General features: G+C 39.6%; 18 protein-coding genes and 1 tRNA gene. 10 read left to right on the plus strand and 9 right to left on the minus strand.

Annotation, left to right across the window (positions count from 1 at the left end):
• The first annotated feature begins 35 nt into the window (after positions 1–35).
• From glnD to P3L37_RS14925, 3 genes are all read left to right on the plus strand, one after another.
• Positions 36–2672 carry a bifunctional uridylyltransferase/uridylyl-removing protein GlnD gene (gene glnD, locus P3L37_RS14915; protein WP_109911799.1) on the plus strand — a complete coding sequence of 879 codons (2637 nt, stop codon included), beginning with the start codon at positions 36–38 and terminating at the stop codon, positions 2670–2672.
• 62 nt (positions 2673–2734) lie between these two features.
• The gene (gene dapD, locus P3L37_RS14920) at positions 2735–3562 is read left to right on the plus strand and encodes a 2,3,4,5-tetrahydropyridine-2,6-dicarboxylate N-succinyltransferase (protein ID WP_004908750.1); all 828 of its coding nucleotides are present in this window, start codon (positions 2735–2737) and stop codon (positions 3560–3562) included.
• Between the two features lie 418 nt (positions 3563–3980).
• Complete coding sequence (locus P3L37_RS14925; RefSeq protein ID WP_004908747.1) at positions 3981–4361, plus strand: DUF3461 family protein; 381 nt, start codon at positions 3981–3983, stop codon at positions 4359–4361.
• 83 nt (positions 4362–4444) lie between these two features.
• Here P3L37_RS14925 and P3L37_RS14930 read toward each other — a convergent pair whose 3' ends face one another.
• From P3L37_RS14930 to P3L37_RS14940, 3 genes are read right to left on the minus strand one after another with little or no spacing between them, the layout of a single operon-like run.
• Positions 4445–4897 (minus strand): flavodoxin, encoded by a 453-nt coding sequence (locus tag P3L37_RS14930; RefSeq protein ID WP_004908745.1) that lies wholly within the window; start codon positions 4895–4897, stop codon positions 4445–4447.
• Positions 4898–4918: 21 nt separating this feature from the next.
• On the minus strand, positions 4919–5677 hold the full coding sequence (truC, locus tag P3L37_RS14935; RefSeq protein ID WP_109911798.1) for a tRNA pseudouridine(65) synthase TruC: 759 nt from the start codon (positions 5675–5677) through the stop codon (positions 4919–4921).
• Positions 5678–5684: 7 nt separating this feature from the next.
• Positions 5685–6020, minus strand: coding sequence for a YqcC family protein (locus P3L37_RS14940; RefSeq protein ID WP_109911797.1), 336 nt, complete (start codon positions 6018–6020; stop codon positions 5685–5687).
• Positions 6021–6275: 255 nt separating this feature from the next.
• On the opposite strand from P3L37_RS14940, the gene P3L37_RS14945 reads away from it, so the two are divergent.
• Positions 6276–7172: a DUF535 family protein gene (locus tag P3L37_RS14945; protein WP_109911796.1), complete on the plus strand. Its 897-nt coding sequence runs from the start codon at positions 6276–6278 to the stop codon at positions 7170–7172.
• 463 nt (positions 7173–7635) lie between these two features.
• Here the strand turns inward: P3L37_RS14945 and syd are convergent, their stop codons facing one another.
• The gene (gene syd, locus P3L37_RS14950) at positions 7636–8196 is read right to left on the minus strand and encodes a SecY-interacting protein (protein WP_004908733.1); all 561 of its coding nucleotides are present in this window, start codon (positions 8194–8196) and stop codon (positions 7636–7638) included.
• Between the two features lie 146 nt (positions 8197–8342).
• Here syd and queF point away from each other — a divergent pair, with 146 nt between their 5' ends.
• From queF to xni, 3 genes are all read left to right on the plus strand, one after another.
• Positions 8343–9188: an NADPH-dependent 7-cyano-7-deazaguanine reductase QueF gene (gene queF / locus P3L37_RS14955; RefSeq protein ID WP_004908730.1), complete on the plus strand. Its 846-nt coding sequence runs from the start codon at positions 8343–8345 to the stop codon at positions 9186–9188.
• A gap of 85 nt (positions 9189–9273) precedes the next feature.
• Complete coding sequence (gene ppnN / locus P3L37_RS14960) at positions 9274–10641, plus strand: nucleotide 5'-monophosphate nucleosidase PpnN (protein WP_004908728.1); 1368 nt, start codon at positions 9274–9276, stop codon at positions 10639–10641.
• Between the two features lie 18 nt (positions 10642–10659).
• Complete coding sequence (gene xni, locus P3L37_RS14965; protein ID WP_109911795.1) at positions 10660–11415, plus strand: flap endonuclease Xni; 756 nt, start codon at positions 10660–10662, stop codon at positions 11413–11415.
• Positions 11416–11469: 54 nt separating this feature from the next.
• On the opposite strand, the gene rlmM is transcribed toward xni, so the two are convergent.
• The 3 genes from rlmM to P3L37_RS14980 are packed head-to-tail and all read right to left on the minus strand — an operon-like array spanning position 11470 to position 13930.
• Positions 11470–12573, minus strand: coding sequence for a 23S rRNA (cytidine(2498)-2'-O)-methyltransferase RlmM (rlmM, locus tag P3L37_RS14970; RefSeq protein ID WP_109911794.1), 1104 nt, complete (start codon positions 12571–12573; stop codon positions 11470–11472).
• Complete coding sequence (locus P3L37_RS14975) at positions 12566–12961, minus strand: DUF423 domain-containing protein (RefSeq protein WP_004908716.1); 396 nt, start codon at positions 12959–12961, stop codon at positions 12566–12568. Before P3L37_RS14975 ends, rlmM begins: the two co-directional genes overlap by 8 nt.
• Before the next feature lie 27 nt (positions 12962–12988).
• Positions 12989–13930 (minus strand): transcriptional regulator GcvA, encoded by a 942-nt coding sequence (locus P3L37_RS14980; RefSeq protein WP_004908711.1) that lies wholly within the window; start codon positions 13928–13930, stop codon positions 12989–12991.
• Between the two features lie 697 nt (positions 13931–14627).
• Between P3L37_RS14980 and csdA the strand changes: the two genes are divergently transcribed.
• A complete protein-coding gene (gene csdA, locus P3L37_RS14985) occupies positions 14628–15833 on the plus strand; it encodes a cysteine desulfurase CsdA (protein WP_272667392.1) in 1206 nt (401 codons plus the stop codon).
• An 18-nt stretch (positions 15834–15851) separates the two neighbouring features.
• The gene (gene csdE, locus P3L37_RS14990) at positions 15852–16310 is read left to right on the plus strand and encodes a cysteine desulfurase sulfur acceptor subunit CsdE (protein ID WP_004908705.1); all 459 of its coding nucleotides are present in this window, start codon (positions 15852–15854) and stop codon (positions 16308–16310) included.
• Positions 16311–16351: 41 nt separating this feature from the next.
• Here csdE and tcdA read toward each other — a convergent pair whose 3' ends face one another.
• Both tcdA and mltA read right to left on the minus strand, forming a co-directional pair.
• Positions 16352–17167 carry a tRNA cyclic N6-threonylcarbamoyladenosine(37) synthase TcdA gene (gene tcdA, locus P3L37_RS14995; protein WP_004908703.1) on the minus strand — a complete coding sequence of 272 codons (816 nt, stop codon included), beginning with the start codon at positions 17165–17167 and terminating at the stop codon, positions 16352–16354.
• Between the two features lie 30 nt (positions 17168–17197).
• Positions 17198–18319: a murein transglycosylase A gene (gene mltA / locus P3L37_RS15000; RefSeq protein WP_004908700.1), complete on the minus strand. Its 1122-nt coding sequence runs from the start codon at positions 18317–18319 to the stop codon at positions 17198–17200.
• Between the two features lie 232 nt (positions 18320–18551).
• Between mltA and P3L37_RS15005 the strand changes: the two genes are divergently transcribed.
• Positions 18552–18628: transfer RNA gene (locus tag P3L37_RS15005), tRNA-Met, on the plus strand.
• Positions 18629–18653 lie beyond the last annotated feature (25 nt).

Here is an 18653-nt window from a genome sequence, read left to right on the forward strand (position 1 = left end):
CTAACCCCTATTGCTATCAATACGGAAAGATAAAGATGACTGTAAATTCAGCTTCCTACCTACCCCCTAATCAATTTAGTACTCATGACCTTGAGCTGAATTCATTAAGGCAACATGTCGATAATTTTGATCAGTGGCTCGAAGAGGCTTTCAAGCAAGGTAAAGATGTTGTCGATCTCATTCACTTACGTAGTGACTATCTTGATGCCTTACTAACGCGATTATGGCAATCCTTTCAATTTGATAAGCAACCAGATATGTCACTAATCGCTGTTGGGGGTTATGGACGCCATGAATTGCACCCACTTTCTGACATTGATATTTTAGTGTTAAGCAAAACCCCTCTTCCAGAGCACATTGCTAGCGAAATTGGGCAATTTATTACTCTATTGTGGGATCTACGGTTTGATATCGGCCACAGTGTTCGTTCGCTGGCTGAATGCATTGAAGCCGGAAATGCAGACCTAACCACTGCAACTAATCTCATTGAATCACGGCTAATTTGTGGTGATGTCACCCTGTTTTTACAATTACAAAAAACCATTTTTAGCGATGATTTTTGGCCTTCCGCGGTCTTTTTTGCTGCAAAAATTGAAGAACAACAAGAACGTCATCAACGCTACCATAGCACCAGCTATAATTTAGAACCTGATATTAAAAGTAGCCCAGGGGGATTGCGAGATATCCATACATTACTGTGGGTCGGCAGGCGCCATTTTGGCGCAACCACCGTCGATGAAATGGTGGGCTTTGGCTTTCTCACCGAAGAAGAGCGCCAAGAACTCAAAGAGTGCTTAATGTTTTTATGGAAAATTCGCTTTGCGCTCCATTTAGTGGTGAAACGTCATGATAATCGTCTACTATTTGACCGCCAGTTTAGTGTAGCTCGGTTACTGGGTTATGAGGGCGAAAAAAACCAACCCGTTGAACGAATGATGAAAGATTTCTATCGTGTCACTCGCCGGGTGAGAGAACTCAATCAAATGCTATTACAATTATTTGATGAGGCCATTTTAACGCTTAACCCTAACGAAAAACCACGCCCTATTGATTCGCTATTCCAATTACGCGGGTCATTGATTGATGTTATTGATGAAGAATTATTTATTAAGCAACCAGCTGCTATTTTAAAAATGTTTTATCAAATGGCTCGCTATCCAAATATTACAGGGATCTATTCCACCACATTACGTCAGCTTCGTTATGCACGCCGTAACCTTTCAGTGCCATTATGTGAAATTCCTGAAGCCCGAAAACTGTTTATCAAAATTCTACGCCACCCCAGAGCAATCAAAGGTGCCTTTGTTCCCATGCACCTTCATAGTGTATTAAGCGCTTACACACCGCTATGGAGCAATATTGTCGGGCAAATGCAATTCGACCTATTCCATGCATATACCGTTGATGAACATACTATTCGTGTGCTGCAAAAAATTGATAGCTTTACCTTAGAAGAAAACCGACGAGATCACCCTCTTTGCGTTAGTGTTTATCCCAAATTATTGCAACCTGAGCTTTTACGATTAGCAGCGATTTTCCACGATATTGCTAAAGGCCGCTCAGGAGATCACTCCGATCTCGGCTCTGAGTTTGTTTATGATTTTGCCTTACTACATGATTTTTCTACCAAAGAAGCTGAATTGGCGTCATGGTTGGTGAAAAATCACTTATTGATGTCAGTAACCGCTCAACGACGCGACATCCAAGATCCTGATGTCATTAAACAATTTGCAGGGGAAGTAAAAACCGTTTCACGGCTTAACTACCTGATGTGTCTAACTGTCGCTGACATTTGTGCGACAAATAGCACGCTGTGGAATAGTTGGAAACAAAGTTTAATTCGTGAACTATTTTTATCAACAGAACACCAGTTAAATCAAGGCATGCAAAGCACCCCTGACTTACGTGAACGCATTCGTCACCATCGTTATCAGGCTTTATCATTACTGCGCCAATCATCCATTGATGAAGAAAAACTACAAGGGTTATGGTCTCGTTGCCATGCAGATTATTTTTTACGTCACACTCCATCCCAATTAGCATGGCATGCTAAGCACCTACTAGCCCATGATTTGAGCCAGCCTTTAGTGTTAATCAGCACGCAACCTAAACATGGCGGAACAGAAATTTTCATTTGGTGCCATGATAAACCCCATTTATTTGCCGCTGTCGCCAGCGAATTAGATCGACGAAATTTAAGCATTCACAGTGCTCAAATTTTTACTAACAAAGACAATATGGCCATGGATACCTTCGTCGTACTTGAGCCTAACGGTAGCCCCCTATCCAAAGACAGATACGATCATATTCGAAAAATGTTGTTATTAGCCGTTCAGCAACCCGAAATTTCACTCCCTAAGCCACGTACTTTACCGTCAAAGTTACGTCACTTTACCGTGCCAACAAAAGTTAATTTTCTACATTCCACTAACGAACGTCGCACTTATATGGAGTTGTTCGCTTTGGACCAACCTGGTTTATTAGCTCGCATCGGTCATATTTTTGCTCAAATGGAAATTTCTCTGTATGGCGCGCGCATCACCACAATTGGCGAAAAAGTGGAAGATTTCTTTGTGTTAGCAGATAAAGATCACAAAGCGTTGACTAAAAATATGCAACAAGAGTTATCAGAAAGGTTGACAGAAACCCTAAAATCGAAGGATAAAATATAGCGTCCATCACATTTTCATGGTGAACGTTCACTTTTATGTCATTCAAGAGGAAAATACAATCAATGCAGCATTTACAAGCGATCATTGAACAAGCGTTCGAAGAGCGAGCCAGTATCACACCAAATACTGTATCAAGTTCGGTAAAACAAGCCGTGCTAGATACCATTGCATTACTCGATAGCGGCAAATTGCGTGTAGCTGAAAAAATTGCCGGTGTTTGGGTTACCCATCAATGGCTGAAAAAAGCGGTTTTGTTATCCTTTCGCATTCAAGATAACCAAGTGATTGACGGTGCAGAAAGCCGTTATTTCGATAAAGTGCCGATGAAATTTGCAGATTATGACCAAGCTCGCTTCGAGAAAGAAGGCTTCCGAGTTGTTCCTCCAGCGGCTGTACGTAAAGGCGCTTATATCGCTAAAAATAGCGTATTAATGCCATCTTATGTCAATATTGGTGCCTACGTTGATGAAGGCACCATGGTGGATACATGGGCAACCGTGGGCTCATGTGCGCAGATTGGTAAAAACGTGCATTTATCTGGTGGCGTGGGTATTGGCGGTGTCTTAGAGCCACTACAAGCCAACCCAACGATTATTGAAGACAACTGCTTTATTGGTGCTCGTTCCGAAGTGGTCGAAGGGGTGATTGTTGAAGAAGGCTCCGTTATTTCAATGGGGGTTTATCTGGGACAAAGCACCAAAATCTATGACCGTGAAACAGGTGAAATTCATTACGGCCGAGTCCCTGCTGGTTCCGTGGTTGTATCGGGAAATTTACCATCAAAAGATGGTCGCTATAGCCTATATTGCGCAGTCATTGTTAAAAAAGTCGATGAGAAAACTCGCGGCAAAGTCGGTATTAATGAATTATTAAGAACGATTGATGAGTAATTAATCACCTAGAATCTCATACCAAACCTGTTACTGGTTTTTATAATAAGTTTTTGTCATGAGCCATTGTAATTAGGTTAAAAATCGAAGCTATCCCGAATCGCATACACTCGTATGCAACTCGGGTGGCCATATCAGCGTTACCTTTTAATATTAGCGCATTAATTGCAAAGAGAAGTTTGTCAATTTCTAGAAATCGCGCATAATATGTCCGTAGCTTTTGCCGTTTACCTCTAATAAAACTGTATTATTTTATTTTTCATTATAATGATGCTGTTTGCGTAATAACATCATTCAATCTATCACCCAGATGGGTAGAATAGATAACTTCTTAACGAGAAATAGACCGATATTGTTACGGCCTGCTCACACTATCACTTTGTTCACCGACTCTGTCTCTACAGTAAAGCGAGCTAACATGTACGATAATTTGAAAAGTTTAGGCATCAGTAACCCTCAAGACATCGACCGCTACACCTTACGCCAAGAAGCGAATAATGACATTTTAAAAATTTATTTTCGCAAAGATAAAGGGGAGTTTTTCGCTAAAAGCGTAAAATTCAAATATCCACGCCAGCGTAAAACCATTGCGGATGGTAATAATAATTTCAAAGAAATTAATGAAATTAACACTAACCTGCGTTATGCCATCGAAGAACTAGACCAAATTTGCCAAACAGATCAAACTGATATTGATTTAAAACACAAAATTCTTGATGATTTACGTCATCTTGAACATGTGGTTTCAAACAAGATCGCGGAAATTGAAGCGGATCTAGAAAAATTGACCCGTAAATAATTTACAGGCGAAACGATTGATTTACTGCGCCGTAGTACTGCCGATATTTATCATTAATACTGGTAATACTACGGCGCAGACATTTAAAGTAACTCAGCCCATGCTTCAACCCAAGGCTTAGCAAACTCCTCGGGAACATCGACTTCAATCGCATCAATAAATAAAATATCACCAATACGGGTTGCTGATTGCTCAGCTAACAACTCATCAAAACGAATACCAGCGCCACAAAAACTTTCATAACTGCTATCGCCTAAAGCAATTAGGCCATAACGCAAATCCGGTTGATAACCGACAACATCTTTGATTTCGCTATATAACGGGGCGATTGTATCAGGCAAATCCCCTTGCCCTGTCGACGAGGTAACAATAAGTGCAATTTCATTGCCTGAATTATAAAGTTGCCAATCATTCAAGGTGGGCTCATCAAAAACAACCACTTCATGCCCTTGCTGCTCTAAAATTTCTTGTGCCGTTTCCGCAACAGCTAAAGAGTTCCCATAGACAGTTCCAACAAAAATGCCTATTTTTGACATAACATTCCCTCTATTTCATAGTTAACTTGATGAGTTAATGACGTTTATCCCTAATTTTGCAACTTTATCTGACCATCCAAATTGCTCAATTAATGACAACCATTGTGTATCCCACGCGGCAACTAACGATATATTTTCTTTTGTTATTGGGTGATTTAAATTTAATAAGCTGGCATGTAACATCAAGCGAGACACTGAAAAATGTGTATTCACTCCTCTATTCTGCCGTAAGTCTCCATGCTTGCTATCACCAATAATAGGGTGACGAAGGTGAGACATATGCCTTCTCAATTGATGTTTACGACCAGTTTCAGGTTTTAACTCAACTAAACTAAATCTTGATGTTTCATATCGCCCAATCGCAATCGCGCACTCAACTGTTGCTATCGGTTTACAGTGGGTAACGCATTCCTGTAGAACAGGTTCACGTGACGCATGTTTATCTGCAATTTTATCTAATTCTTCTAATAGCGGATAATCGATGGTTTGCTCTTCGGTTAAATAACCACGAACAACAGCGTGATACACTTTTTCTAACTGATGGTTTTCAAATTGAGCCGATAACAGCCTTGCAACCTCGCTCGATAATGCAAAAAGTAATATACCTGAGGTAGGCCTATCGAGGCGATGAATGGGATAAACATACTGGCCAATTTGGTCACGTAATGTTTGCATAACAAATACGGTTTCTTTACTGTCCAACCAGCTGCGGTGCACTAACATACCCGCAGGCTTATTCACCGCCACCAGATATTCGTCGTGATAAATAATTTCCAACATCAATAAATTACCCGTTGGTCTTCGTTGAGAAAAAACCATCTAATTCACGCAAATAATTAATAATTAGCGTGTATTGTTCTTCTTCATCATGCTTATAAGCTTCTTCAAAATAAGGCGCGACGGCAAAATTAGTTGGCAGTACTGCCCCTTGTTCAATTAACATTTGAAGACGAGGTATCAAAATCCACTGCAGCCACTCTATAGCCTCCATCGTATCAATACAAAAAGGCTCTATGCTGTTAAAAGCTTCAGGTGAAGGTGGCTGTTCATTCCAAAGGGATTTTAATTTCATTTCCTCTTCTAAGTGACGAAGTTTCTCAATAATACGTTGTTCAATATTCATACTTAAACTCATTTAGTGATGGCTGCAGCAAATATACGGTATTTTCTATCATAATTCTGTCGGATACATGGGGTTAAGCCTTAACAAATACAAGTTTATTTATTTTGCATATCGATAATAATTATTATCGTAGCTATTAATCGAACAACTCATTTAATAAGATTCGTTTATATTTTGTTGCAGATAGCACATGTAAGATTAAATGTTTTATCAATTTAGTACTTACAGAATAATTAACAACAAAATGGTTTATCTATGGGACGACTAAAACAGTGGCGTAAAGAAAATAAAGTCTGGAAAGCTTTAAATTCTAACTATATTGAATTAAAAAGAAAAATACGTATTTCAAAGCTACCTTCGTCACAATATCAGCATTATCAAGTTATGTGCCAAAACTACCGTAGTGCGCAATTTTCTTCAGTTATTGAAAGCGTTCCTCATTTTATCGAACGCCCTATAAATAAGTATCTACATAAAAGCTGGAGCGGAAAGCAAAAGCTATTAACCGCCAGCTACACTCTCAACTTAATTGAAAAGACATTTAAACCTGAAGCTATTGAAGCGATGTTTTCTGCTAAGCGAAAAGGGCTTATCGTGGCAAACATTGAATTAAAATCAGGCGAGTTCGCTCAATTAACTTTGATTTATTCTCAATACCCTCGGGAAGGCGATCTCACTTTACACTTGAAAAATGAAACGGGCGACGATATTTATTTAATGAGCTTTTCCTTTGGCCCTGAAGGTCAACTATACGTATGCTCTTTGCAAGGCCCTTCCACTGAACAAAGTGTCGACCAAGTTAGATTGATTACTAAACAGATGCACGGTATGAGACCAAAAAACTTATTAATGTCAGCCATTTATGCCGTAGCAAGCTTCTTTCAGGTAAAATCAATATTAGGAATTTCAAACCAGTGCCATATTAAGAGCCAACATTTGAAATCAAGCTACGATATGTTTTGGCAAGAATGTAGTGCAACGAAAACACCTGATGGTTGGTTCCAATTACCCACTCAAGAGCCTGTACGAGATATTGAGTCAGTGAAAAGCCAGCGTCGTGCTGAATTTCGCCGCCGGGAAGCACTACGCGATGCCATGACTCAAGAGATTATTACCTCGTTAACCAAGAATTCAATTAGCTTAGAGTATTAATTTTAATAAATTATCTTTAGCACTTTAACACCACTTAGCTACGAGTGATTCATAACTAAAAAAGCCAGTCAACCTAAGCTGACTGGCCCATACTTTAAAATTTACGCATCCTGCAAAATGACTTCCCGTCATTCAACATCCTGTTGATTAAAACAAATTCATAGATTCGTCATCTAGTCGCGTTCCATCGCCTTGTTTTAAACAATTTTTATACCTCACAAGAAGGTATAAAAAGCTAAACGAGTTTACCCTGTCCAGCGAGATAAGAATGCATTAAATCTATTAATGAAACAACCTAGCAAAATAAACAATAACACAGTAAAACACGCAAAAATCGCATACCAGATAGTAACGCCATGAAATTAAAAGTTAAATAATTATCATTACAATATAAAGATCATTTTTTAAGAAATTACTTAGTTCAATTGTAGGCATTTACTTACACAAACCCACTTAAAAATACTTACCCCTGAGGTTCAACGACAACCCCTAGTTCATCCAGAAAACTTGTTAAATTCGAAGAAAGTACACGCCGGTCCTGACTACCAAATTTTTCTAATATAATTTCCCCCGTGAGATTACACATTGATATCATTTCAATCTCAGACTCTAAAGTCGCAATGAACAGCGTGGGGGATAGTTTTAAACGCTTTTGAGTGACTAAATGACCAATTAAATTCTCTTGCAAACGGATGAAGTCATCTTCATTCCAAACCTGCACTAAACTCAGCGTAATATCACGAAATGTGGCTTTCATATCGCCAGCAAGCTGTGTCGTATAAAAAGTATGGATATCACTTTGTAAATTAATCTCCAATGCTGTCGCGACTTTATCCAAGTTCGCATCCTTTATTGGAAATGCTTGAGGCTCCCAGTAAACCCAATTTTCACCTGTACGGACAATACAGGGAGATGGAATGCCATATAAATCTGTTGAGGCAGGAGGTAACCCCGTTTGTTGATGCCATTGTGAAACATATTTTTGAGTAAAATTATGTAGTGCGGCAGAATGTGATGTATTCATAATTATCTATTTTTTGTAGTCAATTTAAAGAGAAAGGCGTCAATGTTGCCGATAAATGGTATTATGACAGAAGTTCACAGACGAAGAAAATATCCCAATTTTTACCTGTTAGCCTCATTTTTAGTTTATGAAGTATAAGGACTCCTATGTCACACTATCAGAATAATCCCGCACTTAATAATTTAACTCTTGGGAAAAAAACGGCTTATCATGACCAGTATGATGCCACATTATTACAAGCTGTCCCTCGTAGCTTAAATCGTGATCCTTTAGCCATTCACGCTAAGTCGCTTCCATTTCACGGTGCTGACATTTGGACAATGTACGAGCTTTCATGGCTAAATCAGCGTGGTGTTCCCCAAGTAGCGATAGGCTCGATTAGTGTTGATGCAAATAGCGAAAATTTAATTGAGTCTAAAAGTTTTAAGCTTTATCTAAACAGTTTTAACCAAACGCGTTTTGAAACTTGGGAAAATGTGCGAAGCGCTTTGCAAAATGATTTAAGCCGCTGTGCTAATGGGCAAGTAAGCGTTACACTCCATAAATTAGAGCACTTTTCTCATCAACCTATCCAGCCATTACTTGGCACATGTATTGATGAGCAAGAAATTGACATTGATAATTATGAGTTTAATCGTGACTATTTGGCGAATTGTACCCAGCAACAAGTTGTTGACGAAACGTTAGTGAGCCATTTATTAAAATCAAATTGTTTAATTACCAATCAACCTGACTGGGGCTCTGTGCAGATCCACTATCGTGGACCAAAAATTGATCGCGAAGCCTTATTACGTTACTTGGTCTCATTTCGCCATCATAATGAGTTTCACGAACAATGTGTTGAACGCATTTTCACTGATATTATGCAATTATGTAAACCTGAAAAATTAAGTGTTTACGCACGCTATACTCGCCGTGGAGGGCTTGACATAAACCCATGGCGTAGTAATGAAGAATTTACGCCTGAATTAGGTCGCTTATCACGGCAATAAATATATATGCTTGAAAAGTAAATGTAATTAATACATTTGCAGTACAATTCACATATCAAGAACCCATGGGGTAAAGGAGTACTACTTGATTACTCATATCAGTCCATTAGGATCTATGGATCTACTCTCTCAACTTGAAGTTGATATGCTAAAACGCACGGCCAGTAGCGATTTGTACCAATTATTTAGGAATTGCTCTTTAGCCGTTTTGCATTCAGGCAGCTTAACTGATAGCAGCAAAGAGCTATTAGAAAAAAGTAAAGATTTTGATATCAATGTATTACGTCGTGAACGTGGCGTTAAGCTTGAACTTATCGAGCCCCCAGAAAAAGCCTTTGTTGATGGTAAAATCATCCGCACCTTACAAGCAAACCTGTTTGCCGTCTTACGTGACATTTTATTTGTTCATGCGCAGATTACGCATGCCAAAGAACAATTTAATCTAGACCTCGAAAACGGCACGCATATCACCAATATGATTTTCTCTATATTACGTAATGCTCGCGCACTACATATTGATGAAGACCCAAGTATGATTGTTTGCTGGGGGGGCCACTCAATTAATGAAATTGAATACCAATATGGCCGTAAGGTCGGTAACGAGCTTGGCTTGCGTGAACTCAATATCTGTACTGGTTGTGGCCCGGGAGCGATGGAAGCACCAATGAAAGGTGCCGCTGTTGGCCATGCCCAACAACAATACAAAAATAGCCGTTTTATCGGTTTAACTGAACCTTCAATTATCGCTGCTGAGCCACCAAACCCATTAGTGAACGAGCTCATCATTATGCCTGATATCGAAAAACGTTTAGAGGCATTCGTTCGATTAGGTCATGGGATTATTATCTTCCCTGGTGGTGTTGGTACCGCTGAAGAGTTGCTTTATTTACTTGGTATCTTGATGGACCCAGCCAACAGTGAACAAGTTCTACCATTGATTTTAACGGGTCCAAAAGAAAGTGCAGAATACTTTGAAGTGTTAGACGATTTTATTCGTCACACTTTAGGTGATGAAGCCAGTAAGCATTACCAAATTATTATTGACGATGCACCAGAAGTTGCTCGTGTAATGAAACGTAGCATGCCACAAGTTAAAGAAAATCGCCGTAGCACCGGCGATGCCTATAGCTTTAACTGGTCCATTAAAATTGCTCACGATTTACAGCATCCATTCGAACCAACGCATGAAAATATGGCATCACTGAACCTCCATCCAGGGCAAGCCCCTGAAAAATTGGCTTCAGATTTACGCCGTGCTTTCTCCGGTATTGTGGCTGGTAACGTGAAAGAATTTGGTATGAAAGCCATAGAAAAGCATGGACCATTCAAAATTCACGGCGATAGTGAGCTAATGAAGCGTATGGATGTGCTATTACAAGGCTTCGTTGAGCAACATCGTATGAAATTACCGGGTGGTACGGCATATGAACCTTGCTATGAAATCGTGAAATAAGTAAATGATGGCGTATTTATGATCCACTTATTAATTATTGATGCATTAAACTTAATACGCCGTATCCACGCGGTGCAAGGAAGCCCGTGTGGAGAAACTTGTTTATCTGCAATATCGCAGTTGATCGCCCACACTAATGCCACACACGTTGTTGCGGTGTTCGATGAAGAAGGGCGTCATCAAAGCTGGCGTCATGAAAAACTGCCCGATTACAAAGCAGGTCGGCAACCTATGCCTGAAGATTTGCATACTGAGCTCCCCGTATTAATAGCCTTATTTAAAGAAAAAGGGATTCACTGTTGGCAGTCTGAAGGAGATGAAGCCGATGATTTAGCCGCTACCTTAGCAACACGTATTGCAGGTTCGGGGCACACTGTCACCATCGTATCCACAGATAAAGGTTACTGCCAGCTACTTGCCCCTAACTTAAGAATTCGCGATTATTTTCAAAAGCGCTGGCTTGATATCCCTTTTATTGAAAAGGAATTTGGCGTTTCTCCTGAGCAGCTCCCTGATTATTGGGGACTTGCTGGGATCAGTAGTAGTAAAGTTCCCGGTGTCGCGGGCATTGGCCCCAAAAGTGCGACAATACTCTTGCAGCAATACCACTCAATTGAAAATATATTTGCCAATTTAGATAAAATTGAAGAGAAATGGCAGAAAAAGCTAATCAATCAGCAGGAGATTGCATTGATTTGCCGAGATATTGCGACGTTAAGAACCGATATTGTGCTCCAAGGAAATTTAAATCAGCTGCGTTATACAACCAACTAGTAGAAATAAAAAGGCCACTTCATTAGTGGCCTTTTTATTGACTGAATTTATGAATTAATAATACTCACGTGCCATCGGATTCGCCGACCATACCCTCATCACATGTACAGTCACTTCTTCTCGGTCATGATAAAGCTGCTTCGCTTGAATCAACACATTAACGCCTTGTTCTTTAAGCTGTATTTTCAACTTTTCTAAGATATGTGAGACTTCTTCATAGCGCTTTTTCATCGGCAATTTTAAGTTAAAAATGGCCTCTCGGCACCAACCTTGAGCAAGCCAATCCGTCATTAATGCAGCAACTTTAGCTGGTTTTTCGACCATATCACAGACTAACCAAGTGATGTTATGGGAAGTAGGCTTAAATTTAAAACCATCTTCACGGTGATGCTTAACTTGCCCTGTATCCATAAGGCTTTCCGCCATAGGACCATTATCTACAGCATCGACCATCATACTGCGTTTCACCAATTGATAAGTCCATCCCCCTGGACATGCTCCAAGATCTACAGCTTTCATTCCACTTGCTAGACGCTCCTCCCATTCTTCATAAGGAATAAAGACATGGAAAGCTTCCTCAAGTTTTAAGGTTGAACGGCTCGGGGCATCTGATGGGAATTTTAACCTTGGGATCCCCATATAGAAATTCGAACTATTATTAGTATATGAATACCCGGTATAGCAGCAACCTGGAGCAATAAAGAATACATGAATAACTGGTCGCTTAAAATTTTCAAGTGGTAATAAGATTTTTTCTTTACGTAATGCATTACGCAAAGGTACCGTAAACTTGCGGCAAAACTTTAGCAATTCTTTCGATTCGTTGGTATCAGCAACTTCAACACGGAGATCTCCTGCCCGCACAACTTGCTGACTCAATGCATTTACAATCGGGGTAATACGGTCTTCAGGCGGTAAATCCTTAAGTAAGTCCCCTATTACAATCATTTGACGAGCAAAAATTAATTCTCGAAAAGGTAACGTTCGTGCGAGTGTATCCGCATCTTCTGCTTGGTAGCACTCAAAAATAACATAACCACTATTTTCTTTTACGCGGGCAAAACCATAAATTTCTTTTTGCCCAGCTTTATCTGTAATCTCTGCTGCACATTCTTTTTCAAAGCCTGGACGGCAATATAGTGCAATTTTATTACTCATTGCGTGACGCCGATTTCCTTAGACGCATAGCGCCAATAACCACTAACAGCCAACCAATTAGGAAACATACACCACCTATTGGCGTAAAATAAGAAAAGTATTTTACCTGCAATAGTGCCATACAATAAAGGCTACCGCTAAAAAGAAGTATCCCAACAGAGAAAAACACACCTGACCAGTAGAACCACAGAATAATTTTACGTAATAGAATTGCCCCGAGCACCATCAATGCAACAGTATGCAACATTTGATAACGTAGCCCGATTTCAATCCAGTCCATTTGGTGGACACTCATAATTGACGATAACGCGTGTGAACCAATAGCCCCAAAAGCAACAGTAAAGAAGCCACTAATTCCAGCGAAAATTAACATCAAACGACTATTCACAGTAACACCTTTTATTTAACTACTTGATTACTGAATAAGCGCCACATCTTGGTCACCCGTAATAAAGCCTAATTTCTCTTGTTCACTTGCAGCCTGCCCAAGAATCCATTGGCGAAATGCAGCTATTTTGCCTAAATCAGCCTGATTTTCTTGGCAAACTAAGTAGAATGCATTTTTACTAACTAATACCTCACTAAAGGGACAAACTAAGCGCCCTGCATCAATTTCATTTTTAGCCATCACATTATTCGTTAGTGCAATTCCTTGGCCATGAACCGCGGCTTGAATAACCATAGCGCTATGACTAAAAATAGGACCTTGCTGTACATTAACTACATTTTGTAACTCTAGTTGCTTAACATATGCTTGCCAGTCCCTTCGTGAAGAATCGTGAAGTAACGTATGTTTTGCTAAATCCTCAGGATTTTTTAGTTGGCGATCCCCTGTTAATAAAGATGGTGAACATACTGGCATTAAATATTCAGCATAAAGCCTGTCTGTTCTTAGCCCAGGCCAATTACCTTTACCGTAGAAAATAGCGACATCAACGTCATCTGCCAATTTATCTTCTTCTCTATCTACAGCTTGGATCCGCACATCAATTCCGGGATAGGCTTGATTAAAACCAGAAAGCCTTGGTACCAGCCACTGAATCGCAAAACTTGGGGATAAACTCACCGTTAATGCCCCTTTTGCACTTCTAGCTTGTAATTTACGTGTCGCCTCGTTCAAAGAAGAGAAAATCTCTTTAATATCAAGATAATAGCTTTGACCTTCTTCTGTCAATAGCAATGAACGATTGCGTCGGCGAAACAATTTCAACCCAAGGAAATCCTCCAAACTTTTCATTTGGTGGCTAACGGCCGCTTGAGTTACAAATAATTCTTCTGCTGCCTTAGTAAAACTTAAATGACGAGCTGCAGCATCAAAGACTCTCAGAGCATTTAGGGGCGGTAATCTTTTAGACATAATCACTTCTACTTGGCATCTTGTTATGCATTAGTTTTTTTCATCCGAAGCATTATAATTTGTCCCTTGAGGATACGCTAGTAAATACCTATAGTATGCACACTTCCTAAGCCGGAACGAAAAGTTACAGAGTTTAGTTACTTTGAAACTTTTGGCTTTGTGGTTGTGATGTTGTGTTTGCAAGTTGTCTGGTTGAACCAGACCTTTGTAGCTTTAGCTACTGTTTTTTCACTTCCTGTACATTTACCCTGTCTGTCCATAGTGATTTTATATAGTGCACCGCCAACGCGCGGTGCTTTTTTTTACTCTTTTTTTAATATTTTAATGGTATTTACTTAAACAATTTAACTTAACAAATACAGATATCTATAGATAATTACTAGTGTACCGAAAAAACTATCAGTAAGATATTTAAGATAAATCTTGAAAATTATTTACTAAGTGCTGAAAAAAATAACTTTATAAGTTAAAGGCATTGTATTGTAATGCAAAACACTGAATCATCTTGAAACCACATCGAGAATAATGCTAACAATTAATACCAAACGTAACAAAATATTTCAATGATTAGATTAAAAAATGATGCGTTTAAATTAATCAGAAATAACCATAAATGTACTAATAAATGTACAATCCATTAATACAGCACTCAGTAATATCAAATCACATTGAAATTTTGACTAAAAAGAAAATACTCATGGATCATTTCAGCGCCGCCACATTTCGTCTCGCTTTTCCAGCGATAGACTCACCAACACTATTTTTTGATAGTGCAGCTACAGCATTAAAGCCCATTGCCATGATCAATGCATCAAATGACTATTATCGCTTGTCAGGCAGTTCGGTATATCGCGGGCAATCACCTGAATCATTAAAATTAACCCGTGACTATGAACTAGGTCGAATTCGTGCGGCGAAATATATTCATGCTTCAAGTGAAAAAAATATTATTTGGACTCGCGGAACAACAGAGTCAATTAATTTAATTACACAAGGTTATTTTCGCTCAAGATTACAGCCTAACGATGAAATTATTGTCAGCGAAATAGAACATCATTCAAATTTATTACCTTGGATTATGCTTTCACAGCAAACTGGTGCCAAAATTATAAAATGGCCGGTTGAAAAAAACCTGACGTTGAACCTTGATGTTCTCAAATCTAAATTATCGGAAAAAACGAAAGTCATCGCTATCACACAAATGTCTAATGTAACTGGCTATCAGCCAGATATACAGATGGTGACTCAGCTTGCTCACCAAGTAGGGGCGCTAGTCGTTGTTGATGGAGCACAAGGTGTCGTTCATAGTCCTATAAATGTCAGTGAGCTAAATATCGATTTCTATGTATTTTCAGCACATAAGTTATATGGGCCGACTGGGCTTGGGGTTTGCTACGCCAAAGCAGAACTTTTAGAGCAAATGACTCCTTGGCATGGTGGAGGAAAAATGTTGACTCACGTCACATTTGATAATTTCACTCTTGCCCCTATTCCCCAACGATTCGAAGCAGGAACACCGAATATTGCAGGGGTAATTGCCTTTTCGGCTACTCTAGAGTGGCTGGAAAAAATAAATTTAACACTAGCAGAAACATATACTTGCTCATTAATCGAATATGCAGCTAAAAAACTGTCGGCGCTACCCGGCTTTATTAGCTATAGTGTACCTCATTCTCCTTTGCTATCATTTAACTTCAAAGATGTTCACCATAGTGATCTGGGAGCCCTCTTGACCGAGCAAAATATTGCATTACGCTATGGTCAACATTGCACCCAACCATTAATGGATGCATTAAATATAAGTGGCTGCTTGCGCATCTCAATGATGCCTTACAATAACCAGCAAGATGTCGATAAATTTATCGATGCAGTTACTGTTTCACTTTCTATACTCAATGAATAAATCAATAAAGGAAGCCTAATGACTTCGACTAACCATGAACTTGCTCCGCACCCATTCGGTACAGAGATTAAAATTCAAGAAATAGTTGAACAGTTTTCCACACATAAAGCATGGGAAGATAAATATCGTTTATTAATTCAATTGGCGAGAAAGTTGCCAGCATTGTCTGATGATGAAAAGCTGCAAACTCAAGAAGTTAAAGGCTGTGAAAACCGTGTTTGGATAGGCGCACTACTGAATGATGATGAAACATTTCATTTTTATGGGGATAGTGAAGGCCGAGTAGTGAAAGGATTATTTGCCATTTTGTTAGCTGCAGTTGAGCAAAAAACAGCGAAAGAGATTATGGAAATTGATTTTAATCACTTACTAACTCAAACCGGCTTACCTGGGCAGCTCAGTGAATCGCGCCAAAATGGTATTCAGTCACTCATTACTGCAATTCAAAATATTGCTAATGAAATGACGCCTGCATAATTCATTGGATGAGGCTATCTATTGCAATAGCCTCATTCACTTTACTGTTTTTCCATTTCCCGTTGTGATTTTGCTATCATCTTTTTAAGTGCATGTGAAACAGCAATAAACCCAAAACTAGCCGTAACCATAGTAACCGCACCAAAGCCTGAAGCGCAGTCCATTCGCTTTGAACCATCCGCAGTGCTTTTTGCCGCACACACAGTACCGTCGCTTTGTGGATAAACAAGCTGTTCGGTAGAAAAAACACAATCAATCCCAAGCTTTCCTTTTCCATTTTTAACGACGTTAAAATCGGATTTTAAGCGTTCTCGTAACTTAGCCGCTAATGGGTCTTGAACTGTTTTAGCCAAGTCCACTACTTGAATTTTTGTTGGGTCGATTTGCCCACCAGCACCGCCTGTGGTGATAACGGGTATTTTAAAGCGCCTACAATACGCTAACAGCGCAGCTTTAGGCCTTACACTATCAATCGCATCAATAACATAATCAAACCCCGCATCAAGGTAATGAGCGACATTATCAACCGTAATAAAATCATCAATAACATTCACTACACATTCGGGGTTAATTTCTAAAATACGATTTTTCATCACATCAACTTTTGGCTGCCCAACGGTCGATTTGATGGCATGTAATTGCCGATTAGTATTAGTCACACAGATATCATCCATATCAATCAATGTGATATGCCCAATACCTGAACGAGCAAGTGCCTCAGCGGCCCAGACACCTACCCCACCAATACCAATGACACAAATGTGGGAACGTGCAAAAAGATGAAGAGCATGTTGCCCATATAAACGCCCGATCCCAGCAAAACGCTGCATCCAAGCATCAGAAAGCTTAGCTTGCATAATAACGAACAACCTCAGTTAAACCTGTAACTACAGTGAACCAAATAGCGGCTGGCTTTTTTTCAGCACCCAAACTCGCCCGTAATGGTTATAAAAACCGGCCATTTTTCCAGCTTCATGGCCTATACCGTGGTAAATATCAAAATGATGCCCTTTAATCGCCCCACCGACATCCAAGGCTATCATCATACGCATTTCATACTGCCCCGTAAATTTCCCGTTATTATCTAATACAGGGATTTCTGCGAGCAAGGCTGTACCCGGTGGAATAAGGGTTTTATCTGATGCAACGGATGCTTTAGCGATTAAAGGAACAGCACTTGCCCCTCTAACAGGAACAAATGATTGTGGTTTAAAAAATACAAATGACGGGTTTTCTTCTAAAAGCTGGCGAACTTCTTGCTCGCTATGCTGATTAGTCCAATCATGAATAGCTTGTAATGACATTTGGCTCAGAGGAACCTCGCCACGATCCACCAGTACTTTTCCAATACTTTTGTATGCGTGACCATTTTTACCTGCATAACCAAAGAAATTCAGTGGGCTACCATCCCCAAAATCAACATAGCCACTTCCTTGAACTTCCATCATAAAATTTTCAACCGGTGAATTGCTATAAGCTAAAATTAAATTATCACTCAGGGCACCGTTATAAATAGCTGCTCGACTAGGTAAACGAGTTTTTCCTTTTGGTGGCATGCCGTACAACGGATAACGAAACTCCCCTTGAGCCATACGGCGGGCCTCAATAACAGGCGTGTAATACCCTGTGAATTGTACGTTTCCATAATTATCGGCGCCTTCCATTTGGAAAGCGGTTAAATTGAAATTAGCCAATTGAGCCGGATTTCCTCCCGCCATCAACCAATTCTCTATAGCATGGTAGGTGTCGTTATTATTTTTAAACAACCGCGGTGATGCATTTTTAATTTCATTAACCTGTTGATTAAAATCTGGCGCATTTATAGGTCGCCCATTTACATTCACCTGATTTACTTTCTGTAAATCCTGAACTAAGCGACCATCTTTATATTGTTGGCCTTTATCCGTTGGATGGGTTTGGCATCCAGCCAATAAAGAAAGAAATACGCTGGTTACTAACCATTTTTTTACTGTATGTTTATTGACGATTTTTGTTAGCCCTATATTCATGCTCTACCACCCAGATAAATCCAACAATCCAATATGAAGCGCACAATAGCAAACCCAATTAGGGAATGAAACGTGTAAATATATTTAGAGAGGTTATTTTCCTTTCCCTACTCATCAAAGTGTAAAAAACAGCCAGACAGAACATATTTTGTTCTGTAAATGCTAAATTTTGTAAAAAAAACACGAAAAAACTTGCATCAGATCTCATCCCGAGTATAGTGCCCGCATCGGACGCGGGGTGGAGCAGCATGGTAGCTCGTCGGGCTCATAACCCGAAGGTCGTTGGTTCAAATCCAGCCCCCGCAACCAATTACTGATTAAATCAGTAAAGTAA

The sequence above is a fragment of the Providencia sp. PROV114 genome (assembly GCF_032704305.1).
Classification (GTDB): Bacteria; Pseudomonadota; Gammaproteobacteria; order Enterobacterales; family Enterobacteriaceae; genus Providencia; species Providencia rettgeri.